The following is a 23036-nucleotide window of genomic DNA, read 5'->3' on the forward strand; positions in this document are numbered from 1 at the left end:
GAACACATCAAGCCCTTTAGTTTTCTAAAGGGTTTTTTTTTGTCTATGAGTTTTACCAACACAAATCGAGGAGATCTGGTTAGATTGCACTTATGTAAATCACAGTAAATGATAATTATTAGTATTGAGTGTTTTCAGGTTCAGGATTATGATGTCGGAATCAAAATCTAAGAGAGCCTTATATGAGCAAGCCTAGCCCTATCACATTAACCGTTACTCAAACCTCAACCATTACTCCAAACATGCAGCGTATAACGCTGAGCGGTGAAGGATTAAGTAAATACCCAACAGAATGTGCCGGCGGCTACATCAAGCTTTTATTCTCGCCACTAGGCACCACTGATTTGAGCCAATTGAATGAAGGTGAGCGTCCAACCATGCGCACCTACACCATTCGTCAGTACAACCCAATAGAGCAATTCATCGAAGTCGATTTCGTTCGCCACATCACTAAAGATTTGCAATGTGGCTTTGCTGCAAGATGGGCAATGAGCGCACAAGTGGGTGATACTATTTCAGTGGCTGGCCCAGGTTTAATCCAAGGACTAAACCTTGAATCGGATTGGTTCTTCTTAGTCGCAGACATGACTTCACTCCCTGCGCTTTCCGCAAAAGTAAAATCACTTCCAGAGCACGCGATAGGCCACGCTGTGGTTCAAATAAACTCAGCAGCAGACAAGCAAGCACTTGAAGCACCTGAAGGCATCAAAATCACTTGGTTGATTGAAGATGAAACTGAAGAAACACTATCACAAACCGTTCGCAACATAGAATGGTTAGACGGTCAGGTTTCAGTATGGACAGCGTGTGAATTTGAAAGCATGCGCGAGCTAAGACAGTACTTCCGCAACGAAAAAGAAGTAGAAAAAGAGAATATTTACATCAGCAGCTACTGGAAACGTGGCGTCACTGAAGATGGCCATAAAGTGCTGAAACAACAAGATGCTCAAGCTTTAGCGAGCTAAAAAGCCTTGCGACAAAAGCACTTAAGCTAAAAGCATAAAAACAGATTGAAAACGCCCTTAACGACTTCATATCGTTAAGGGCGTTTTAGTTTGAATCCGATAAAGAGCACCACCGAACTGAAGATTAGATACTTTCGCCCACTTCAATCGCGTAGCCAAGATCCAACTTCGCTATCCACTCCTGATTGCCTTTTAAACGCGCCACAACTTGTTCTGCGGCGACTTTACCTATCTGCTCCCTAGGTGTAACCACGGTAGCTAAACGAGGTGTCATCGCCACTGTGATGTCGTGTCCGTGGAAACCTGCAATTGCCATCTGTTCTGGTACTTGAATACCACGGCGTATACATTCGTAGAAGGCACCAATCGCTAAGTCATCGTTCGTACAGAAAATGCCATTCACCTGTGGGTGTTTCTCTATCAATTCTCCGATAAGCTTCGCACCTAAAGTGAACGAAGAAGCATCTTCAGTTTGCAGTGTAACGGGCTCTTTACCAGCCTCTTGCATTGCATGTTCATAGCCCGCCATTTTCAAGCGAGTACGCTCATCCATACGAGCAGCTAAATAAGCAATATTGGTGCGCCCTCGTTCGAGCATGGTTTTCGTCATTGCCCTAGCTGCTTCGAAGTTATCAAAGCCGACGGCTTGTTCAATCCTTGGCGATACCGAGTCCATAATCTCAATCACAGGAATCGACGCAGTCTGTAGCATCTTACGCGCTCTATCGGTATGCACATTCTCAGACAAAATAATCGCATCCACATTGTATGAGAGCAGCGAAGCAATACTCTGTTCTTCCAGTTCTGCGCTATAGCCGTAGTGGGCAATCATGGTTTGATAGCCTGCTGGTGCGGTGACTTGCTCGATACCTCGGATCACTTCGGCAAAAACTTGGTTGGTTAGCGAGGGAACCAACACACCTATTGCATTACTCTTCGCATTGGAAAGAATGTCTGGTGCGCGGTTGGGGATATAGCCCAGTTCATCGACTGCGGCGTTGATCTTGTCTCGTAGCGCTTCTGATACTTGAGAAGAATCTCTCAGACAGCGACTTACGGTCATCTTGGTGACACCAACTAAGTTGGCAACATCTTGTAATGTAGGACGTTTTTTCTTATTCGACATAATTAATAATTATTATTTTTGAGTTATGTTACTGGTAACAGTGTATCCAACTGACTTGGAATTTGAAGCCTAATTTACTAAAAGGTTGATATAGCATCACAATTACAAACGCCCTCATAGCGAGGGCGTTATACATTGTTTAAGCGTTAACTTTAACTTCCGTTCTTGGAGACTGGCTCCAAGTCACGTGAAACTTCTCAGCCTCATCTCTATCGACTCGCGAATAAGTGTGAGAACCGAAGTAATCCCGTTGTGCTTGCAGTAAATTCGCTGGCAGCACTTCACAGCGCAAAGAATCAAAGTAACTTAATGCAGAGCTGATCCCCGGCATCGGCACACCATATAAAGCAGAATTAGCCACGGCAATACGCCAAGCCAACTCACGTTCTTCCACTTGTTTGATAAAAGCCTCATCAAACAACAGGTTCGCTAGCTCACTATTTTGTTGGTAAGCCGACGTGATACTTTGTAAGAAAGCAGCACGGATAATACAACCTGCTCGCCAAATCTTAGCGATTTGGGTGAAATCTAGGTTCCAGCCTTCTTTGTCCGACGCTGTTTTCAACAAGTCAAAGCCTTGAGCATAAACAGACAGCTTGGCGCAGTAGAGTGCGTCATGAAGCTCAGAGACAACCTCCGCTTTATCCAACTGGCTGGCGTCCGCAGTATTGCCTTTTAGAAGCTGACTCCCTTGAATACGTTGTGATTTTTGACCGCTCATCGCACGAGCATAGACCGCCTGTGCAATGGTTGGCGTTGGACAACCCTCTTGTAGACTATTCACAGCAGTCCACAATCCAGTGCCTTTCTGCCCGGCTTTATCCAGCACGACATCAACAAATGGCTTCCCAGTAACAATATCGTCTTGCTGAAGAATATCCGCACTGATTTCCATTAGGTAACTATTAAGAACACCGTTATTCCACTGTTCAAAGACTTGACCAATCTCTCGAGGTGGCATTTCCAGAACGTCACGCATGAAATGATACACTTCGCAGATGAGCTGCATATCGGCGTATTCAATACCGTTGTGCACCATCTTAACGTAATGACCGGTGCCAGAAGGGCCAACATACGCAGCGCACGCCTCACCCACTTCAAATTGAGCTACAGGTAAACCGTTCGCATCCACTTTTGCAGCAATCGCTTCCCACATTGGCTTCACATATTGCCAAGCAGACTGGTCACCACTCGCCATCAGCGCAGGGCCAACACGGGCCCCCTCTTCACCACCAGACACTGCGGTGCTGAAAAAACGAAGCTTACCTTTGTAATTCTGTTCACGCGTTTCGGTATCTGTCCATAAGCTGTTACCCGTATCGATAACTATATCGTCGCTCTCCAAACCTGCATCGAGCAGATTATTCACGACGATATCGACTGGTTTTCCTGCAGGAACCGATAACGCGATAACACGAGGTTTTGCTAAGCCCTGTAATACATGTTCAAGGCTAGTTCCTTTAGTGAACTGACCTTTGCCGTCAAAGGACTCATTAAGCTGCTTCGCTTCTGAATTTGCACGTTCAATGTTATCAGCATTTAAATCGAAACCCGAAACATTGAATCCATTGTCGAGTAGGTTCAGCGCTAAGCTTTTGCCCATCACACCTAAACCAATCATCGCGATGTCATTTTTTATCTGAGTCATGGTTTAGCCTATCTGCTTAATTTGTTTAAGTGCACTTTCTACGACTTGTTCAACATCTTGCGAGATATCAACAAATAACGCTTCATCTAGCTCAGGTTCAACCAAGGTTTCAAACTGGCTTTTCAACATTTCTTGACCATTAAAATAATGATTTTCACGAGCTTTATGACGATTCCAAATCGTATCGAAACTGCCCTGTAGGTACACAATCACCAAATCTTGATTGTTGTTACGCAGAATATCGCGGTATTGCGGCTTTAGAGCCGAGCAAGCGATCACAGCGCTTGGTTGTTCGATATATTGTTTATTCAGTGTTTCCAGCCATCCTTGACGATCTTCGTCTGTCAGTGGAATACCTTGACGCATCTTTTCTACATTGCTTTGCGGATGGAAGTCATCCCCATCAAAAAACTGGAGCGTTAATGCTTCTGCGATACGGCTACCAATCAGGCTTTTTCCGCATCCAGATACGCCCATCACGAGTATTTTTTTGCTTTTCATAAGGCAAGCCTTCCCTAAGCCCCAACCAAAACTGGGGCTGACAATCGAATCTAATAGTTAAACTTGTGTTGTTGCGGTTCGGTTCCTGACGCTAAATCCGGTCAGGAACCTTTACTGTTATTGCCACCAAAGCGCGAGTTGCGGGAAGACGATAACTAAGCCTAAAACTAGGACTTGAAGTGCAATGAACGGCAGCAGTGACGTGAAAATCTCGCCCAAGCTGATGTCTTTTGGCGCGACCGATTTCAGATAGAAAGCCGCTGGGCCAAATGGTGGTGACAAGAAAGACACCTGCATGTTTAGACAGAACACAACACCAAACCAAACTGGGTCGAAGCCAAGACCAGTAATGATTGGAACGAAGATTGGCATTGTTAAAAGTGCTACACCAACCCAGTCAAGGAACATACCAAGTACCAACAAGATAGCCATCATGATTAACAGCGTTACTGTCGCGTTGCCGCCACTTAGCGCAAGGATGGTTTCTTCAACAAAATCAATACCACCCATCAAGTTGTAGATACCAACCAGAGCACTTGCGCCGATACCAATCCACATGATCATACCGCAGGTACGCATCGTTGCGATGGCACTCTCTTTGAGCATGTTGTAGTTCAGCTCACCACGGATTAGTGCACTTATGATGATACCAACCACACCCAAAGCTGAAGCTTCGGTTACTGAAGCGATACCTGTATAAATACTGCCTAGAACTGTTGCTACTGAAAGCAGTGGGAAGAACAGAGCCTTGAAGTAGCTAGGTTGATTAGCGATGTCTTCCTCTGTCTCATCATCACTAGGAATAGGCGCAAGAGAAGGGTTTAACTTACAACGAATCAATACGTAGCCGATGTAACAACCCGCTAGGATAAACGCTGGTAAGAAAGACGCTTTAAACAAATCACCAATTGATACGCTAGCTGTCATACCATAGATAATCAGTACGATACTTGGTGGAAGCATGGTGCCTAGCGCACCACCCGCACAGGTTGTACCGATAGCAAGCTTACGGTCATAACCCAAGCGAAGCATTTGAGGCAGAGCAAGAATACCAAGTAGTACAGTTTCACCACCGATAACACCCGACATTGAGGCCAACAACACGGCTACCAATAAGGTTTGTACCGCAACACCGCCGCGAACCTTACGGCCAACCGATTTCATGGCATCAAACAGGTCTCGAGCGATACCTGAACGGTCTAAGAGCGCTGCCATCAATACGAACATTGGGACGGCGAGGAATACATAACCTGAAGCAAAACTGTAAGTTCGGCTAGCAATCAGAGGCAAGGCATCAGGGCCAAACCAACACAGGGTGAAGAAAATCGCGACAAAGCCTGTTACGAAAGCCAGCTGCATACCCGTGAGTAGCAAACCAATCATCATAACCAGCATGAGCAAACTGCCCCATGCGATACCAATAGAAGATAAATCAAACATCGTCATTCTTCCTTAGACCCATCAACTCTTGGATTAGGTGCAATACAAACTGGACAACAAGAACACACAAAACGACAAAGATCAGACCTTTAAGCAGCGCAGGATAAGGCGCATTCAATACAGAGCCTGATGTCTCAAGGCGAAATTCACCCCAAGGTGCAAACCACGCTTCTTCTGCAGTGAAGTAAGCTGCGTAAGCGAGCATGCCCGCAAAGGCTAAACCAACGATGTGGTGAACAAGATTAAGATACTTACGTGTTTGGTTAGACACTGAATCGTAGATAAGAACAACACGTACATGTTTATCAGCCGCGAAAGCATAGATGCCGCCGATAATGAATAGTGAACCACCGATAAATGAAGCCGTCTCATGCACCCATGTGGTTGGGGCGTCAAATGCATAGCGCATCACAACTTCGTAAAATGAAATCAATACAGTGAAGATAAACAACCAGCTAACTAAGTTGCTGAATTTTATGATAAGACGATCAAGCCCGTTTCTTGGCTTTTCATCGTTTTCAGCTGGTGCGTGAGGGATTTTGTCTGTCATGGGCCAAATTTCCTGGGAGAAAACGGGAGAGCAATGCCCTCCCCCATCAATAAGCTAAGTTTGAATTACAGTAAGCCGTTTTCTTCTAGGAACACGGTAACTGAGGTGTAAACTTTCTGTGCATTATCAGAGCGCTCTGCAAATACTTTCCATTGACCTTTTGCAATCTCACGGAACTTCTTACGCTCTTCTTGAGACCAGTCATGAATCGTGATTTCTGGGTTCGCTTGTGCTTCTTTAACTGCTGCTTGGTCAGCCATTTTTAGCTGAGTCGTCATGTCGTAAGAGAAGTCACGCACAGATGTTTGTAAGATTGTTTGTAGGTCAGCAGGCATCTTGTCCCATTTCTTCTGAGAAACAGAGATATCGATAAGTGGCAACGAGTGGAAACCCGGTTGAACTGGGTGTGTCGCAATATCGTTCATGCCCGCTTTTTGGTTTGTAGAGAATACTGTGTAGTCCGCAGCATCAATTACGCCCTTGCTTAGGCCGGTAAATACTTCAGAGCCCGGAAGGTTTACTGGAGTCGCACCCGCTGCTGCGAACACTTGTTGTACTAGACCTTCAGGTGCACGTAATTTAAGACCTTTAAGATCCGCGACACCGTCAATTGGCTTTTTAGAAATGAAAGATTCAACACCTGTTGTTGAAGCACCAACGAACTGAACACCGTAAGGCTTGTAAAGCTCAGTCATTAGCTCATTACCGCCACCGTAGTTCATGTACTGAAGCAGTTGTGTTGTGTCTGACCATGCACCAACCATATTACCGATAAGACCAAATGCTGGATCTTTACCAGAGAAGTAACCTGTTGCTGTGATATGACCATCAAGGATGCCCATCTTGATCGCGCCCAGCGTTTCAGTGTGTTTAACCACAGCGCCTACAGGCAGAAGGTCGATGTCGATACGTCCGTTAGACATCGTCTCTACACGCTCAGCCCACTTCTGCTGAACCTTGAAGTTCAAATCACCAGATGGATCTGATGATTGAATTTTAAGTTTAAAGTCTGCAGCCATTGCTGATGTAGCAAATAGGCCAGTGAGGGAAGCGGCAATCAGCGTTTTAGTCAGAGCTTTCATTTGGGTATCCTTATGAGTTTCACAGAGTCCGGTTTGTTGTTATATGTTACCGGTAACGTTGAGATGGATGTTACCGGTAACTTTGTAGCCTTGTCTATGAGAAGGATCACATCTTTAACATTAGTAAAACGTTTGCTATCAATAAGAGAAATGTGACTGAAAATTCACATCACAGGTTGGAGGTATGAATTAATTTCTTTTTAAGTCAGTGAGATAACTAAACCGGCAATGATAAAAACAACGCCTACACCGCGAGTCATGTGCCACTTTTCCTTTAAAAAGTAGATCCCCATCACTACGCCGAAGATGATACTTACTTGCCTAAGCGCTACAACCAGACTGACGTTCTCTGTCATGGTCATTGCAAATAACACCAAGCCATAAGTCGATGCCATCATAATACCTGCAACCGTGGCTTTCTTACGTAGTATCCATGCGTTGGTGAACTCAACTCTTTGATTGTTCACCAACAACCAAATACTCAACGGAATCACGATCGCCCAAAATTGAATGCCTAGGTAGAAAATCGCCGTGTGTTTATTCGTAATATTAGATGTGCTTAACGGCTCCAATAATAGAAGTGCTTCTTTATCAATAATGGAGTAACCCGTAGTACCAATAGCGGCGATGAGTGCCCACAACACGCCAAGGTTTAGGTAAGCCTTGAGCCTCAGCTCAGAGAATTGTTTCAGTGGAACAAACAAACAGCCTAATGTGATCAGTGCAAAGCCAATCCATTGATTCAATGACAACTCATATCCAATTAATACGGTCCCCAAACCAACCATTAACACAGGCAGCGCTCGTGCCATTGGATAGATAACACCAATATCAGCCTGCTTATAGGCGATGCCTAAGCCGATTAAATAAATGATTTGGCAAATACCACTCAAGAAGAGTAACTGCCAAAATGGAATCGTGATGTTTGCAAAGCCGACGCTGTAGACATACCAAATCAAATAGGGAGTCAGAATCGCGGCAGCGGCAAAGCCAGACGCTAAAAAAAAAGATGAGCCAGAGCCTTGATTTGATTTACCTAGGACATTCCAACCCGCATGCAGCAGAGCCGAAATAATCACGATGATGATGGCAGAGAATTCCATTTCATTCCTAACTTATTGACTGATAAAAGCAGTCACTGAAAACAGAGGATAAAAAAGGCCTCCAGATAAGAGACCTTTGATCATTCCAGTTGGGCAAATCCCCAAAGTGAGGTGTGCCAGCGTTCTAATGTACGACTAACGCTCTAACTGCGCTATCGACTCGATACTGATCGCATCATGACGCCAATATTCAATATCACAGTCAATCAAATCGCCGTTTTGATTGTAGTTAACACGCTCGACAACCATTGCAGGAGAACCCGAAGTCGCACGCAATGCTTGCGCAGTTTCTCCCAACAGAGACGTTGTACTCACACGGTAACGGATCTTCTGATACACCACGCCAAAGTGCTCACGGTAGATGTCCGTTAGCGATTTAGAGAGGTCATAATCGAGCAAGTTAGGAAACAGCTCTGGTCGAATGTAGTTCGTCACATACACAACCGGTCTGTCTTCAAGGTAGCGAACTCTGTCGACTCGATAAACGTCTGAGAACGGTTGTAACTCAAGAAGCTTAGTCGCCTCCTTGGTTGCCAACATCCCTTTCGCTGCCACTAACTCAGTTTTAGGCTTTCGATTCTGCGCCAGAGCCATATTAGTGAAGTTGAGTGTTTGTGTTGGATCGTAGCGCAGTGGCGCTGGTGAGATAAACCAACCACGGCGATCTTCTCGATAAATACGCCCTTCCGCTTCAAGCGAAGATAACGCTTCACGTAACGTAACTCGTGTTGTATCAAACGATTCAGCCAGCTTACGTTCTGCAGGCAGCTTCTGTCGTGGCGTTAACATCCCCGACTCTATCTGCTCTACGATGACATCTTTGATTTTTACGTACTGCACTTAATTTCCTTTCATTCTTGTTCTTGTCGTCAGCCACTCCTTGGCCAACTGCAATATAAATGGTTCGCTAGCGCTTGCGCCAAGCTTGGGTGCGCTTCTCAAATAACTTGTTGATTAACATATGAATCAACTTCGCACTCGCCGCAGATATCATGATCATCACCGCCATGGCTGCAGCTGCACCGGTTTGCCCCGCATCGTCCATATTCAGTACTGAAACTGACGCAGGTATCGTATCGGTAGAATACAAGAATACTACCGCAGATGTGGTGGTAAGTGCATTAATAAACAGGTATGTCGCAATATCTAAAATCGCAGGCAAACAAACAGGTACCGTCACTTTAAAGAACAACTTGTACTGCGGAAGATTTACAGAGGCCGCCGTTGCTTCAATTTCCGCAGGCAGCTGCTTTAACGCAGTTAACGCCGTCATGTGCCCTACTGTGTAGTAGTGAACCACGGTATTGATAACCAAGAACGCCATCGTGCCATATAGGAAGTTGAGTGGGTTGCTCAAGTCATTAAAGTAGAAGATGTAGCCCAAGCCTAACACCATCCCCGGAACCGCCATTGGCACAACACTGAGCATCTGCATGGCCTGACGAACAGGACCGAATGCTCTGCCCTTCTCAATGCAGTAAGCACCCAAGAAAATCAACACGGTACCGATAATGGCAGTCCATGCGCCAAGCGTTAGAGAGTTGAAGAACGGAGTCCAACCATAGGTACTCATTTCTGCGAAGTTGTAGTTGTTCAGTGTAAGCGCTTTATTCCAAGGCCAGAAGGTCACCATAGAACCGTATATCGCCATGCCCAACACGATAACGACAGCAGCCGAAATGATAGTGCAGTAAAGGAAACACAAGCCATCACGCATGGTATTTGGCTCTGGTTGGTACGCGACGGAGCGAGTATCAAACAAACTCTTCTGTTTCTTTTGCACCCAACGATCCACTGTAAATGCAAGCAGCGCAGGCAATAGCAACAAGATACTGGTTACAGCACCCATCGAGAAGTTTTGTTGACCTACTACCTGCTTGAAGATGTCCGTTGATAGAACGTTGTAACTACCGCCAATCACCTTCGGGACACCAAAGTCACAAACCACCAGCGTGAACACCACGATCAGAGTGCTGATCAAACCATATTTGGCTGCAGGTAAGGTCACCATGAAGAAGGTTTTAAGCGATGAAGTATTTAGAGCTCGTGCTGCCTCGTAAAGACGAGCATCAGACGTTCTAAGTGAAGTAGTTAGAATCATCAAGGCATGTGGAAAGGTCCAAAATATCAAGCCGAGTGAGATACCAATCAAGCCGTATACCGAGTTGCCGCCCAAGACTTCTTTGGCAATACCTTGGTTACCAAATAGGAAGATCAGACTGATTGCAGGAAGTAATGAGGGCGCAAGAATCGGCGCAGAACCTAATACCTGAAAAAGTCCCTTAAAAGGCATGCATGAACGAGTCAAAGCATAGGCATAACCAAACGCTAAAACACCCACTACAGCCGTTACCAACAAGCCCAACGTGAAGGTGTTACCTACAGATTGCCACAAGCTTTGAGAAGCGAAATACGTCGCGAAATTCTGTAAACCGACAAATTCGCCATCTGCGTTTTGAACACTCTTTTTCAGCATTGCCCACAGTGGCATCAGGATAAACAGTGTCATGACTACAGACAAAAATGCCAGCAGCCCAAATAGGATAACGTTGTCTTTACTCAACCGAGCAAGAAAAGGTTGTACTCGTCGTTGAAATAGCAGCTTAGATTGCATCATTTGAGTCGATTCCATGATTCTTTACGCCGCCTCGTCTTTCATCACTTGCAAGCTTTTAGCTGGGTAAGCTCTCAGGCCTTCTTGATCGAATGCCACGTAACGAATATCACTGCGGCGCAGCTTCAGTCGATTGAACTCTTTGACTGGCACATCAACGATAATCTCTTTAGCGGTTGAGTCATGCTGCAATTGACATTCGACGCGATAAAACGCACCTAGAAATTCGCTCGAAAGGATTCTGACCGGTAATGACTCATTAAAACGATCAACAAACTGAATTTGCTCAGGACGAACTGCAATATCGAACACATCCCCCTGCTTTGGTGTCAGGTTGTCTAACCCAGGCAATGGCAACATAGACTCAGCAATACGCATCTTGCCTTGAGTTGCTACAGACGCTTGAATGAAGTTCATACTGCCCACAAACTCCGCCACAAAACGGCTTACCGGTTTTTGGTAGATCTCTTGCGGTGCACCGACTTGCTCGATAACTCCATGATTCATCACCACAATGCGGTCAGCCATGGTCAAGGCTTCATCTTGATCGTGCGTCACCATAATAGTGGTGATGCCCAATTTGCGCTGCAGTTGGCAGATCTCGTCGCGCAAGTGTGTTCTTACTTTCGCATCCAATGCAGACAGCGGTTCATCAAGGAGTAGCAAGCCAGGAGACAAAGCCAACGCGCGAGCCAAAGCCACACGCTGCTGCTGTCCGCCAGACAGTTGATTCGGGAATTTCTGACCCGACGTTGGTAAGCCGATGGTTTCTAACCAAGATTCCACAGTTTCAAGGGCTTCTTTGGTCGACATACCTTGGTTTTTAAGGCCAATCGCAATGTTTTCTTCCACGGTCAGATTTGGGAACAATGCGTAAGATTGGAACACAATGCCAAAGTCGCGCTTTTCTGGCGGCAAGAAGGTCGTGTCATTACCGTTTTGCTCGATAGAGCCAGAAGTTGGTAAATCTAGACCTGCAATCGCACGTAATAAGGTGGTTTTTCCACAGCCAGACGGGCCAAGGAAACAGACGAACTCGCCTTTTTCAATCGATAAGGAGATGTCTTTTAGCGCTGTAAATTGGCCAAATTGCTTTACAACGTTTTCAATATTCAAATAAGTTTGGTTGCTCATACTACAGCACTCTTTAAATGGTATATACCAAATTTAAACTTTGAATATTTCAGTTGAGTGACAAATTTATAGAAGCTAAGTGACAGTTATATTGCAGAAATAAAATTCATTCTAATAGAGGATGACGTGAGTTAAACAAGTTGTAACATTCAATAACTTACAGTTAACCTATGGCTTTCAGAAAAGTATTTGACGATGAAAACCAATGTACTTTTCACCGCCAAATATCAATGCTTTTTTATGGTTATGCCTATTGTTTCTACCAATACTGAGATCAGTAGACCGCACACCATGGAGCGGAATCCGAACGAGCGCTTAGACGTTCGTGTGGATTAACTAGATGTGCGCGATCGGCCAATTCATATTGAGGCAAGTCGTTAATTGACTCAATACTGTTTTGACGTTGATGAGACGAAGTACTGTGCTGCTCTAACCACTCTTTCAAACCAACACTCTTGCCGTATGGATGATTTGGAAGCCCTAGGATTTTGGCAGTGTATTGGCCCGACTCTTCCGTTAGTTCGATGCCGACTACATTTGGAATATTAAGCCTTTTCGCTACGCAGGCAGGAATGAATGAGACAATCGCAGAAATGATCATCATCGGCTGCCCTTGTGTTTGGGAAGACCAACTCCCCTGCATGACTTGAGGAAAGATTTTGCTTAGTACTTTGCTATCAATACACTCCTCTAATAAAGCACACACCTCTTGATGTGTCTTATGCGCTAGAGAGCGAGTAGCAAATTCAAGGTAAGTATCTTCATTAAGAATACCTTGAACATAAAGTGTCATTAGCCGGCGTTCTTCGTTTAAAAAGCTAGGTTCATTCGCTAAGCCCTTCTCAACCAAAAACTCATTCCAAATCATGGCACTGTTTCCATCCATGAGTGTTTCATCTAGATCAAATACATACAGCGGGGTCGTCATATCAATTCTCACTTCAAATCAAATTTAACTTCCAACTCAGACTTAGCGGGCGAGAAAAATCTAAACGACAGATTTACTCTACCTTGTCGGCTTTACCTGCCGCACCAGCCAGCTTTGCCAATTGCTTATCTAGCCACAATGGCGTGTTACCAGAATCTTCCGCGTTCTCTTTTCTTCGCACTGCGTCTCGCACCATCATTGCACCCACCCAACGAAATGGCTCTGGCGGGAAATGGCCAAGCGGTCCTTTGGTGAGTCCACAACACGTCCAAGCGTTATCAGTACCGAGTACCATAGATGACAGAATCTTTCCGCCCATACGGGTTTGAGCAACACCATTACCTGAGTAACCGAGCCCATAATAGATGTTGTTTTGGCCTTTTAGATTACCGAAAAATGGCAATCCTGTTACCGATCGATCTGAGCCGCCCGACCAGTTGTAATCAAATTCACTTTGTTCCAGTTTCGGGAACAGTTTTTGGAAGGATTGATTAAGAATCGGCAGATAATTAGTAGTTTGGTTAAACATGCTTTCTACTTGGTTGGCAAACGAGAACTTATTGCCGCCTTTACCAAGCATCAGCCTTCCATCTTGGGTGTCTCGGTAGTAGTGAACGAAGATGCGTGAGTCCACCACCGCTGCTCCTTTTTCCGGGCCAAACTGCTTAAGTTTTTCTGGAATAGGCTTAGTGACAACCATATCTGATGAAACAACCACAATGCTGCGTTTGAACTCTTTGAAGTGATCAAGCATCCATGCGTTAAGCGCCAAAATCACTTTGTCGGCAAAGACAGATCCGCCCTTGGTTTGGATTCGAGCTGGAGAGTCATAATCGAGTGAAGTCATTTCTGTGTTTTCGTGAATTTCGACACCTAGTTCAATAGCAACTCGGCGTAATCCTCTCGCCAATAACGCTGGCTGAACACTGCCCGCAGCCTCTGAGTAATAACCTTCAATATGACGATCTGACCCAGCTTTATCGGGCAATGACTGATCGCACTTCTTCCAACTGTTGATGCCCTGCTTGACCAACTCATTCACAACAGGTTCCATTCCACCTTTTTGCGCTTCATTAGTCGCCGTGTAATAAGTGCCACTGCGATAGAGATGCGCGTCGATGTTGTGTTCGTTACAGAAAGCTTCGATCTCGTAAATGACCTTTTCCGATTCTTTAACCAGCCATTTTGCTTGTTCTTTGCCGTATAGCTTCTTCAACGTTGGATACTTAGTCGACCACGTCAACATGCAACCACCGTTCGCGCCAGAAGCGCCACTGCCACACAAGCCTTTTTCAATCACTACAACATGCTTTTGAGGTTGCTGCTGTTTGATTAAAATCGCCGTCCATAATCCTGTGTAACCGCCGCCAACAATAGCGATGTCGCAGTTAACGTCTTTTTCAATTGGCTTCGCGGATTCTAGACCTGCATCTATGCTGCCAAATTCCTGCTCTAGTGCTTGTTTAAACCAATATGAATAGTGTTTTGTCATTTGTCGTACCTTACTTAAAACCTAAAGGCATAAAACTAAAAAAGGAAGACCGAAGCCTTCCTTTACTGATTTCTAACTTCTAATGAACTTAATAGTTAATTAACTGAGTAGCTCGATAGATTAAGATTTTGGCTCTGATTTAGCGTCAAACTTCTCAGACCATGTTTTCAATACGTCTGCACGCTCGCTGCCCATGCGCGCAAAGTCCATTTTTGCCATGTTCTTTTCGACATTAGGGAAGTTTTCAATTGTTGCCGTCACATCTTGGTGACCAACAACTGGGTACATTTCGATGTAAAGCTCGTTTGCTGCTTTAGAGATAGACCAATCAACCACGCGTTGCGCTGCATCAGAAGGCTTAACAAGACCTACCGCTTCAGATTCCCAGCCGATACCTTCAGGCGTAATCACAGAAAGTGGTGCACCTTGAGTTTTCAGCTTAGCGCCGCGGCTCGCCATAGAAATACCGATAGCAACTTCACCCATACCCGCTTGAACACACGGCTTAGAACCAGAGTGCGTGTAGTGAGCGATGTTTTGGTCTAGCTTCTGCATGTAGTTCCAACCTTGGTCTTCACCCATGTTTTGTAGCCACGCCGACACTTGCATGTAACCCGTACCAGAAGACGCTGGATTTGGCATTGCAATATGACCTTTGTAGATAGGCTTAGTTAGGTCATCCCAAGATTTAGGTGCAGGTAGGTTAAGTTGTTTCGCTACCGCTTCGTTGAAACAAACCGCATTGAAGAATGCATCGTTGCCATACCAAGCTTGAGTAGATTGCGGATCGTTAAGGTTTGAACGCAGCGCTTCTACACCTTGAGGAGTGTAAGGCTTAAGAATGCCCTCTTCTTTAAGTAGAGCCATTGAAGAACCAGCAAGGCCCCAAACGACTTCTGCACGAGGGTTGTTTTTCTCAGCCAATAATTTTGCCGTCATGATTCCTGTTGAATCACGAACCCATTTGATGTTGATGTCTGGGTTTTCACTTTCAAATGCGTTTTTGTATTTCGCTAAAATGTCAGTTTCAAAAGCTGTGTAAACCGTCACTTCCTGTGCTGCATAAGCATTACTAGCTAATAGAGTAACTAATGCTGCAAGTGATCCTTTCATAAAACGGTTTTTCATCATTTTCTCCAGTCAGGCTCAACTCTAAAGTGAGAAGTAGCCAAGGTTAGAAGTTAGAAGCTCCATCTAGAGGCTTCTATATCCATAAATTCATTTAGGTTGTTAGCACACACCCTTCACATTGGTATGTACCAGATTCCGAGCATTAAGCTAACTGGCTTTTATGACGATTAAATGAACAAAAAATGGCAGTTTAAAGATCGGGAAATTTATCAAGACAAGTGACCAATTTTAATATGAAGCTTTTGTGAAAATGATGTTTGGGCTATTTACGACCGTTTAAATTGGTTGTTAAAGTAACTGCAAGTATTGGTATAGTCCAAAATGAAAATCACGAGAATTGAACATGAGAAACGAATACTTACTACTGACACCGGGTCCTCTATCTACTTCTGAAACCGTTCGCCAAGCGATGCTAAAAGATTGGTGTACTTGGGATGATGAATACAACAAAGACGTTGTTGAAGTGATTCGTAGCAAGCTAGTGACTTTGGCGACTAAGCAAGCGGGATACACAAGCGTATTAATGCAAGGTAGCGGCACAGCTTCAGTTGAAGCTACGATTGGCAGTGTTATCTCTAACAGCGGTAAACTTCTTGTTGTCGATAACGGTGCGTATGGTGCTCGTATTGCTCAAATCGCAGACTATTTAAACATTCCATGCCATGTCGTTTCCCCAGGTGAAACATCACAGCCTGACTTGAACGAAATGGAAACGGCATTGGCCATGGATTCAGACATTACTCACGTTGCGATTGTGCACTGTGAAACCACGACTGGCATGCTGAATCCAATTGAAGACATTGCCAAATTGGCAAAGCAGCACAACAAAACCGTCATTCTTGATGCAATGTCGAGCTTCGGCGGCATCCCGATGGATATTGCTGACTTAGGCATCGACTACATGATCAGCTCGGCAAATAAATGTATCCAAGGCGTACCAGGGTTCGGCTTTGTTATTGCCAAGCAATCGGAACTTGAACAGTGTAAAGGCCAAGCTCGCTCATTAAGCCTTGACCTGTTTGACCAATGGCACTGCATGGAAAGCAACCACGGTAAATGGCGCTTCACTTCTCCGACTCACACAGTGCGTGCTTTCTACCAAGCCCTGCTTGAACTGGAACAGGAAGGCGGCATCGAAGCTCGTCATAATCGGTACCAAACCAACCAAACCACATTGGTTGCCGGTATGCGCTCTCTTGGTTTTGAACCTCTGTTAAATGATGACCTTCATTCACCTATCATAACCTCTTTCTATTCTCCAACTCATAGCGATTACCAATTCAAGGAATTCTATGACCGTTTGAAAGAGCAAGGGTTTGTGATTTATCCGGGCAAGGTTTCAAACGCAGACTGCTTTCGCATCGGTAACATCGGTGAAGTTTATCCGTCTGACATTGAAGCCCTCATTGGCGCAGTGAAAAACGCTATGTACTGGGACATCAAATAATGACCACTATCAATCAAGAGCCAACTCTAAAAGCGACACATTTTCGAAGCGAAGGCGATGTGAACACAACACCAGCACGCGAGAAATGGAACGAATCGCTAAACGATGATGCAACTCAAGCGATGTTAAAACGTGACTCTGATGTATTTCTTCATCAGGCGATGTCAACACCTTGCCTAGACACACTTGAAGCCGCAGAAGGCATCTACATTCAAGATGCGACGGGCAAGAAGTACATGGACTTTCACGGCAACAATGTTCATCAGTTGGGTTATGGTCACCCACACATCATTAATAAAGTGACTCAGCAAATGGAGTCATTGCCGTTTTCACCGCGTCGCTTTACCAATGAAACAGCCGTTCAATGCGCAGAAAAGCTGACACAGATCTGCGGTGGTGAATTGAACCGTGTGTTGTTTGCTCCAGGTGGTACTTCAGTTATTGGAATGGCACTCAAGCTGGCTAGACATGTCACCAACAACTTCAAAGTCGTTTCATTGTGGGATTCCTTCCACGGTGCGTCACTCGATGCAATTTCAGTGGGTGGTGAAGCCTGTTTTCGTGAAGGTATGGGACCATTGATGGCTGGCGTAGAACGTATTCCACCAGCGGTTTCCTATCGTGGTGCTTTCCCGCTTAATGACTCTTCTTCGCTTCGCGGGCAAAGCTCAGGCGGTGAAAGTGAGACGGCATGTGATGTGCATTATGCCGATTACCTTGAGTATGTGATTGAAAAAGAAGGTGGCATTGGTGCCTTCATCGCAGAAGCAGTGCGTAACACAGACGTTCAAGTACCAAGTAAGGCTTATTGGAAACGCATCCGTGAAATCTGCGACAAGCACAACGTCATGTTGATCATTGATGACATCCCAAATGGCATGGGTCGCAGTGGAGAATGGTTCACACACCAAGCGTTTGATATCGAACCTGACATCTTATGTATCGGTAAAGGATTTGGCGGTGGGTTGGTTCCAATTGCAGCCATGGTCACTAAAGACAAATACAACACGGCAGCGCAAGTTTCACTGGGTCATTACACCCATGAGAAAAGCCCTATTGGCTGCGCGGCGGCACTGGCTACCATGCAAGTGATTGAGCAAGAAAACCTACTTGAAAAAGTGCAAGCGGACAGCGTATTCGTTCGTGAACAACTACTACAAATGAAAGAGAAATACCCAGTTATTGGTGACGTTCGCGGCATCGGCCTGCTTTGGGGTGTGGAATTGGTCACCGACCATATCACCAAAACCCGAGCGTTCGACGAAGCAGAAGCCGTACTTTACCAATGTCTGAACGATGGCCTGAGCTTCAAGGTGTCACAAGGTAACGTGATTCAATTAAGCCCGCCATTGATCATCAGCCGTAGCGAGCTAGAAGTCGCTCTGTCTGTATTCGAAAAAGCGATAGCCAAAGTCTGCAAAGATTTCGAATACCTTTAATTCACTCTCTAATTCAACATCTAAACCAATAACCTAAAACAATCATTTGCTCTCCCAGAAATTTGGATTGGGAGTGACACAAAAATAGGACACTATTATGAACACAACATCACCTATCCAAGCGGTTATCTTTGACTGGGCTGGCACTATCGTTGATTTTGGGTCGTTTGCTCCAACTAGCATCTTCGTTGAAGCATTCAAACAAGGTTTCAACTTTGACATCGACTTAGCTGAAGCTCGTGAACCTATGGGTATCGGTAAATGGGATCACATCCAAGCGGTAGGACGAATCCCTGCTGTTGATGCTCGTTGGAATGCCCAGTTCGGACGTTCGATGACCAGTGAAGACGTCGATGCAATCTACGCGGCATTCATGCCTCTTCAAAAAGCGAAAGTAGCCGAACACGCTGCGCCGATTTTAAACGCGATTGAAGTGGTGAATAACCTTAAAGAGAAGAACGTAAAGATCGGCTCTTGTTCAGGTTACCCACGTGAAGTGATGGATGTGTTGATTCCTGCAGCCGCAGATTATGGCTACCGACCAGACAATGTCGTTGCAACGGATGACTTACCTCAAGGCGGTCGCCCAGCTCCATTCATGGCACTTAAAAACGTCATTGACCTAGGCGTGACGAGCGTTGCAGCGTGTGTGAAAGTAGATGACGCAGCACCCGGTATAGACGAAGGCCACAACGCAGGTATGTGGACAGTTGGCCTTGTTCTATCTGGTAACGAAGCAGGCTTAACGTATCAAGAATACTTAGACGCAGACGAAGCAACACTGGCAGCGGCGCGTGAAAAAGCAAGCGTGAAGCTGAACAAATCAAACCCTCATTACCTGATCGATACTATTGCAGACTTACCTAGCGTGATCGCAGATATCGAGAAGCGTTTAGTGGCGGGTGAGCGTCCGTAAACAAAGTCGAGCTATTCACGTGATGTAAAACGTGAAAATACCGCTATAGCTTCAATTCAAATCCCTATCTAATCATGTACTCGACCGAGTTAGACATGATGGATGGGGATTTTGCGTTTATAAGCATGATAAAGCGCAAGTTTTTTACTTATTCCCCTCAAAGTCACTGGCAAATGCACGAGGCTAGGCTATAGCTTTAAATATAGGCATTCCAATAAATGATAAAACTAATAATAAAAGCCATCTAAATATATAATATCTAACAATTTCATTGACTCCAATACGCAATCAGATTAACAATATAAGTACTGAGAAAGAAATAGGTTCAGCTGAACCAACACCTTGATTTACTTATTATAAGCAGTGTCGTAACCCAATAAGTGATCGTTTTACTGGTAAGTTCAGATAACAATAAGAGTTAATCCAAGGATAAGATTATGAAAAAACTGTCGAAAATCATGTGTGCTGTTGTAGCCGCTTCAGGCCTAGCAGCAGCGCCTTCTATCGCTGCTACAACTTATGTTGGTGCTAAAGTGGGCGTGGGCTGGTTAGATAGCGCATGCGTAAGCGGTGAAAAATGTGATGATGATGCAATCGGTGCTGGCATCTACTCTGGCTACAATTTTAATGACAAGTTTGGTATTGAGCTAAGCTCTGACTTCCTTGGTGATTACAAGACAAGCTTTTCAAAGAACGGAACAACAGCAGCATTCAGCGATCCACTAATCGCAATCTCACTAACGCCAATGTACCGCCTACCAGTACAACAAGAGTTTGACGTATTCTTCAAAGCAGGTCCTGCTTACATCTCTCACGGTGGCGAAGATGACGTTGTACTTTCTGCTGGTATCGGTGTAGAGAAGCAGCTTTCTTCTGATTGGGCACTACGTGTTGAATACCAATACTTTGATGACTTCGACGATAACTACGTTCAAGACCTAAACTCGAACCTACTGTCTGTTGGTGTTAGCTACAACTTCGGTACTGGTAACACAACTGCATCAGCGGCGGCAGCAGCAGCTTCTGCGGTAGCTGTGACTCAAGCTCCATCTGAGCCAATTACAGAGCCTGCTGTTGTTGTTGAAGAGAAAAGTACTGTTGTTGTGACTAAAGCACAAACAGAAAGCTACTCTCAAGAAATGTTTGCGACAAACAGTACTGAGCTGTCTACAGACGGTAAGATTGCACTACAACCTCTAGTTGAAGTTCTGAAAGCTCACCCTCAATCGACTGTTGTTGTTGTTGGTCATACTGACTCAACAGGCGCTGCTGAATACAACATGATGATCTCCAAGAAACGTGCTGCTGCAGTTGCTGCGCACATCGAAGAGCAAGGCATTGAAGCTGAGCGTATCACTGCTACAGGTGAAGGTGAAGAGAACCCAGTTGCATCAAATGATACTGCTGAAGGTCGTGCTCAAAACCGTCGTGTTGACGCAACGATCCCTGGTTTCGAATACCAAGAAGAAGTACAAGTTGAAGAAGTTATCGTAGAAACTGCTGAATAATAGCATTCTACCTTAGCCGAAATAATAAGGGCGGAGCACTCAAAGTGCTCCGCCCTTTTCTTTATCTGTCTGTGCTCATAAGCCGTAAGCCGTAAGCCGTAAGCCGTAAGCCGAAAAGTACCGACCCAAAGCCAAGCTGTGCAATCCGAAAACTAAACGATTTCCCAGCTGTGAGTCATTTCTACGCCAGCACCTAACATTAGACATACTGAACAGTATTTTTCTAGCGAGTCAGCACAGACTTTAGCCACTAACTCAGGATCTAGGTTGTCACCAGACACTTCAAAGTGAATGTTAATCACGGTAAAGATTTTTGGTGCTGTTTCACGACGTGTTGTTTCAAGTTTTGCATTACAGCCTGTGATGTTCTGGCCTGCCGATTTCAAACCATCGACGACATCAACAGAGCTACAACCACCAGCGGCCATAAGGACCATTTCCATCGGGCTTGGCGCGGTTGCACCACCACTGCCATCCATTACTACAGAATGGCCAGATTGAGATTGACCTAGGAATTTAAAGCCTTCGACCCATTTAACTTCTGCTTGCATGTTGTTCCTTAGATGTACGATAACCGCCATCACTGTCTATTATTGGATATCAATACTGACACCCTACTACTGGCGGCATTTATGAGCAAGATTTTCTCGGCGACATATTTTTTTTGTGAATGATGCAATTTTTTCCATCTAAAACCTGTCTCTATTCGTACATTCAAAATCGAATGAGAAGAACGTCAAGATGAGGTATCTATGAATAAATTATCTAAAATATTGGTATCACTCGTGGTTGCGCTACCACTGATTTCACTGTTTGTAAGCCAGACTGGCACTGCCAATACAATGGATAAAACGGCTAATTCAGGTAAAAGTGAAGTCGCGACACTGGCTGGTGGTTGTTTTTGGTGTACGGAGTCCGATCTAGAGAAACTAAAAGGCGTGTCCGACGTTATCTCTGGATACTCTGGTGGTGAACTGGAAAACCCAACCTACAAACAGGTCTCTTCAGGTAAGTCGGGGCACATAGAAGTAATCAACGTAACCTATAATCCTGATGTGGTTAGCTATGAACAGGTTCTTGACCAATTCTTCCGACACATCGACCCAACTGATGACAAAGGATCATTCGTAGACAGAGGTCCTCAATATCGCCCTGCTATTTTTTATCATAACCAAGAGCAAAAAGACGTCGCTCAGAACTTCATGATGGAAATCGACAAGGCTCAGATCTTTGGTGAACCACTAAAAACAGAACTGATTGAGTTTGAGAAATTCTGGCCAGCAGAAGACTATCACCAAGATTACTACAAGAAGAGTAAGGTTCGTTATAACTACTACCGCTATGCATCAGGTCGTGACCAGTACTTAGACAAAATCTTCGGCGAGGATAGAAAAGACAATCCACAAACACTCCGTCAGATCATCGATGGTAAGAATGCGACAGCCAATGCTAAAACCTACGTTAAGCCGTCTGATGCAGAGATCAAAGCCAAGCTAACGGCACTTCAATACGATGTAACGCAAGATGACGCGACAGAACGTCCGTTTGATAACAAATACTGGGATAACAAACAGGAAGGTATCTACGTCGACATCGTTACTGGTGAGCCGCTGTTCTCTTCAAAAGACAAATACAAATCAGGTACAGGCTGGCCGAGCTTTACACAGCCAATCAGTGAGGCTTACGTAGTAACTACTACTGACTACAAGTTGCTTTACCCAAGAACCGAGGTCCGTAGTAAATTTGGCGACTCTCATCTAGGTCATGTATTTAAAGATGGCCCTAAACCAACAGGTTTGCGTTACTGCATGAACTCAGCTGCGATGCGCTTTATCCCTGCGGATAAGTTGGCAGAAGAAGGCTACGAAGAATATGTGGAGATGTTTGAGGGCTAATTAAAGACTGAATACCAACTCGTTCAGTTCATCAACACTCTATCCAAAAACAAAAAAGCCAGCATATCGCTGGCTTTCATTTCTCTAACGCACTAACAACAAGGGTTACCCCTAGCC

The 23036-nt window shown here is 44.9% G+C and carries 20 protein-coding genes; 6 read left to right on the forward strand and 14 right to left on the reverse strand.

What is annotated here, in order from left to right; genetic code table 11:
* Positions 1-182: 182 nt before the first annotated feature.
* Complete coding sequence (locus OCV12_RS23865) at positions 183-965, forward strand: siderophore-interacting protein (RefSeq protein WP_261886401.1); 783 nt, start codon at positions 183-185, stop codon at positions 963-965.
* A gap of 124 nt (positions 966-1089) precedes the next feature.
* On the opposite strand, the gene gntR is transcribed toward OCV12_RS23865, so the two are convergent.
* The 13 genes from gntR to OCV12_RS23930 all read right to left on the reverse strand — a co-directional run bounded on the left by gntR (position 1090) and on the right by OCV12_RS23930 (position 15714).
* Entirely contained in the window at positions 1090-2091 is a 1002-nt protein-coding gene (gene gntR / locus OCV12_RS23870; RefSeq protein WP_261886402.1) for a gluconate operon transcriptional repressor GntR, read from the reverse strand.
* A gap of 139 nt (positions 2092-2230) precedes the next feature.
* Entirely contained in the window at positions 2231-3739 is a 1509-nt protein-coding gene (gene gndA, locus OCV12_RS23875) for an NADP-dependent phosphogluconate dehydrogenase (protein ID WP_261886403.1), read from the reverse strand.
* Between the two features lie 3 nt (positions 3740-3742).
* Positions 3743-4240 carry a gluconokinase gene (locus tag OCV12_RS23880; protein ID WP_261886404.1) on the reverse strand — a complete coding sequence of 166 codons (498 nt, stop codon included), beginning with the start codon at positions 4238-4240 and terminating at the stop codon, positions 3743-3745.
* Positions 4241-4357: 117 nt separating this feature from the next.
* Entirely contained in the window at positions 4358-5680 is a 1323-nt protein-coding gene (locus OCV12_RS23885; protein WP_261886405.1) for a TRAP transporter large permease, read from the reverse strand.
* A complete protein-coding gene (locus OCV12_RS23890) occupies positions 5673-6230 on the reverse strand; it encodes a TRAP transporter small permease subunit (protein WP_017058622.1) in 558 nt (185 codons plus the stop codon). Before OCV12_RS23890 ends, OCV12_RS23885 begins: the two co-directional genes overlap by 8 nt.
* Before the next feature lie 65 nt (positions 6231-6295).
* Positions 6296-7312, reverse strand: a complete 1017-nt coding sequence (locus tag OCV12_RS23895) for a TRAP transporter substrate-binding protein (protein WP_019820432.1) — start codon at positions 7310-7312, stop codon at positions 6296-6298.
* A 200-nt stretch (positions 7313-7512) separates the two neighbouring features.
* The gene (locus OCV12_RS23900; protein WP_261886406.1) at positions 7513-8415 is read right to left on the reverse strand and encodes an EamA family transporter; all 903 of its coding nucleotides are present in this window, start codon (positions 8413-8415) and stop codon (positions 7513-7515) included.
* A gap of 135 nt (positions 8416-8550) precedes the next feature.
* Entirely contained in the window at positions 8551-9255 is a 705-nt protein-coding gene (phnR, locus tag OCV12_RS23905; protein ID WP_008217187.1) for a phosphonate utilization transcriptional regulator PhnR, read from the reverse strand.
* Positions 9256-9322: 67 nt separating this feature from the next.
* Positions 9323-11032: a putative 2-aminoethylphosphonate ABC transporter permease subunit gene (locus tag OCV12_RS23910; RefSeq protein WP_390904565.1), complete on the reverse strand. Its 1710-nt coding sequence runs from the start codon at positions 11030-11032 to the stop codon at positions 9323-9325.
* A gap of 21 nt (positions 11033-11053) precedes the next feature.
* Complete coding sequence (locus OCV12_RS23915; RefSeq protein WP_261886408.1) at positions 11054-12163, reverse strand: putative 2-aminoethylphosphonate ABC transporter ATP-binding protein; 1110 nt, start codon at positions 12161-12163, stop codon at positions 11054-11056.
* Between the two features lie 274 nt (positions 12164-12437).
* Entirely contained in the window at positions 12438-13091 is a 654-nt protein-coding gene (locus tag OCV12_RS23920; RefSeq protein ID WP_261886409.1) for an HAD family hydrolase, read from the reverse strand.
* Positions 13092-13164: 73 nt separating this feature from the next.
* On the reverse strand, positions 13165-14583 hold the full coding sequence (locus OCV12_RS23925; protein ID WP_261886410.1) for an FAD-dependent oxidoreductase: 1419 nt from the start codon (positions 14581-14583) through the stop codon (positions 13165-13167).
* Positions 14584-14703: 120 nt separating this feature from the next.
* Positions 14704-15714 (reverse strand): putative 2-aminoethylphosphonate ABC transporter substrate-binding protein, encoded by a 1011-nt coding sequence (locus OCV12_RS23930; RefSeq protein WP_261886411.1) that lies wholly within the window; start codon positions 15712-15714, stop codon positions 14704-14706.
* A gap of 343 nt (positions 15715-16057) precedes the next feature.
* Between OCV12_RS23930 and phnW the strand changes: the two genes are divergently transcribed.
* The 4 genes from phnW to OCV12_RS23950 all read left to right on the forward strand — a co-directional run bounded on the left by phnW (position 16058) and on the right by OCV12_RS23950 (position 21024).
* A complete protein-coding gene (gene phnW / locus OCV12_RS23935) occupies positions 16058-17161 on the forward strand; it encodes a 2-aminoethylphosphonate--pyruvate transaminase (protein ID WP_261886412.1) in 1104 nt (367 codons plus the stop codon).
* The gene (locus tag OCV12_RS23940) at positions 17161-18600 is read left to right on the forward strand and encodes an aspartate aminotransferase family protein (RefSeq protein WP_261886413.1); all 1440 of its coding nucleotides are present in this window, start codon (positions 17161-17163) and stop codon (positions 18598-18600) included. Before phnW ends, OCV12_RS23940 begins: the two co-directional genes overlap by 1 nt.
* 97 nt (positions 18601-18697) lie before the next feature.
* Positions 18698-19516, forward strand: a complete 819-nt coding sequence (gene phnX, locus OCV12_RS23945) for a phosphonoacetaldehyde hydrolase (protein ID WP_261886414.1) — start codon at positions 18698-18700, stop codon at positions 19514-19516.
* A gap of 437 nt (positions 19517-19953) precedes the next feature.
* Positions 19954-21024, forward strand: coding sequence for an OmpA family protein (locus tag OCV12_RS23950; RefSeq protein ID WP_261886415.1), 1071 nt, complete (start codon positions 19954-19956; stop codon positions 21022-21024).
* A gap of 152 nt (positions 21025-21176) precedes the next feature.
* Here the strand turns inward: OCV12_RS23950 and OCV12_RS23955 are convergent, their stop codons facing one another.
* Entirely contained in the window at positions 21177-21575 is a 399-nt protein-coding gene (locus OCV12_RS23955) for an OsmC family protein (protein ID WP_017068628.1), read from the reverse strand.
* Between the two features lie 201 nt (positions 21576-21776).
* Here OCV12_RS23955 and msrB point away from each other — a divergent pair, with 201 nt between their 5' ends.
* Positions 21777-22919: a peptide-methionine (R)-S-oxide reductase MsrB gene (msrB, locus tag OCV12_RS23960; protein WP_261886416.1), complete on the forward strand. Its 1143-nt coding sequence runs from the start codon at positions 21777-21779 to the stop codon at positions 22917-22919.
* Positions 22920-23036: the final 117 nt, after the last annotated feature.

Source organism: Vibrio pomeroyi (genome assembly GCF_024347595.1).
GTDB lineage: Bacteria > Pseudomonadota > Gammaproteobacteria > Enterobacterales > Vibrionaceae > Vibrio > Vibrio pomeroyi.

Excerpts from the sequence above, each read along its gene's own strand:
- OCV12_RS23865 (WP_261886401.1), top strand. The coding sequence starts at position 183 with ATGAGCAAGCCTAGCCCTATCACATTAACCGTTACTCAAACCTCAACC.
- gntR (WP_261886402.1), bottom strand. The coding sequence starts at position 2,091 with ATGTCGAATAAGAAAAAACGTCCTACATTACAAGATGTTGCCAACTTA.
- gndA (WP_261886403.1), bottom strand. The coding sequence starts at position 3,739 with ATGACTCAGATAAAAAATGACATCGCGATGATTGGTTTAGGTGTGATG.
- OCV12_RS23880 (WP_261886404.1), bottom strand. The coding sequence starts at position 4,240 with ATGAAAAGCAAAAAAATACTCGTGATGGGCGTATCTGGATGCGGAAAA.
- OCV12_RS23885 (WP_261886405.1), bottom strand. The coding sequence starts at position 5,680 with ATGTTTGATTTATCTTCTATTGGTATCGCATGGGGCAGTTTGCTCATG.
- OCV12_RS23890 (WP_017058622.1), bottom strand. The coding sequence starts at position 6,230 with ATGACAGACAAAATCCCTCACGCACCAGCTGAAAACGATGAAAAGCCA.
- OCV12_RS23895 (WP_019820432.1), bottom strand. The coding sequence starts at position 7,312 with ATGAAAGCTCTGACTAAAACGCTGATTGCCGCTTCCCTCACTGGCCTA.
- OCV12_RS23900 (WP_261886406.1), bottom strand. The coding sequence starts at position 8,415 with ATGGAATTCTCTGCCATCATCATCGTGATTATTTCGGCTCTGCTGCAT.
- OCV12_RS23910 (WP_390904565.1), bottom strand. The coding sequence starts at position 11,032 with ATGATGCAATCTAAGCTGCTATTTCAACGACGAGTACAACCTTTTCTT.
- OCV12_RS23915 (WP_261886408.1), bottom strand. The coding sequence starts at position 12,163 with ATGAGCAACCAAACTTATTTGAATATTGAAAACGTTGTAAAGCAATTT.
- OCV12_RS23920 (WP_261886409.1), bottom strand. The coding sequence starts at position 13,091 with ATGACGACCCCGCTGTATGTATTTGATCTAGATGAAACACTCATGGAT.
- OCV12_RS23925 (WP_261886410.1), bottom strand. The coding sequence starts at position 14,583 with ATGACAAAACACTATTCATATTGGTTTAAACAAGCACTAGAGCAGGAA.
- OCV12_RS23930 (WP_261886411.1), bottom strand. The coding sequence starts at position 15,714 with ATGATGAAAAACCGTTTTATGAAAGGATCACTTGCAGCATTAGTTACT.
- phnW (WP_261886412.1), top strand. The coding sequence starts at position 16,058 with ATGAGAAACGAATACTTACTACTGACACCGGGTCCTCTATCTACTTCT.
- OCV12_RS23940 (WP_261886413.1), top strand. The coding sequence starts at position 17,161 with ATGACCACTATCAATCAAGAGCCAACTCTAAAAGCGACACATTTTCGA.
- phnX (WP_261886414.1), top strand. The coding sequence starts at position 18,698 with ATGAACACAACATCACCTATCCAAGCGGTTATCTTTGACTGGGCTGGC.
- OCV12_RS23950 (WP_261886415.1), top strand. The coding sequence starts at position 19,954 with ATGAAAAAACTGTCGAAAATCATGTGTGCTGTTGTAGCCGCTTCAGGC.
- OCV12_RS23955 (WP_017068628.1), bottom strand. The coding sequence starts at position 21,575 with ATGCAAGCAGAAGTTAAATGGGTCGAAGGCTTTAAATTCCTAGGTCAA.
- msrB (WP_261886416.1), top strand. The coding sequence starts at position 21,777 with ATGAATAAATTATCTAAAATATTGGTATCACTCGTGGTTGCGCTACCA.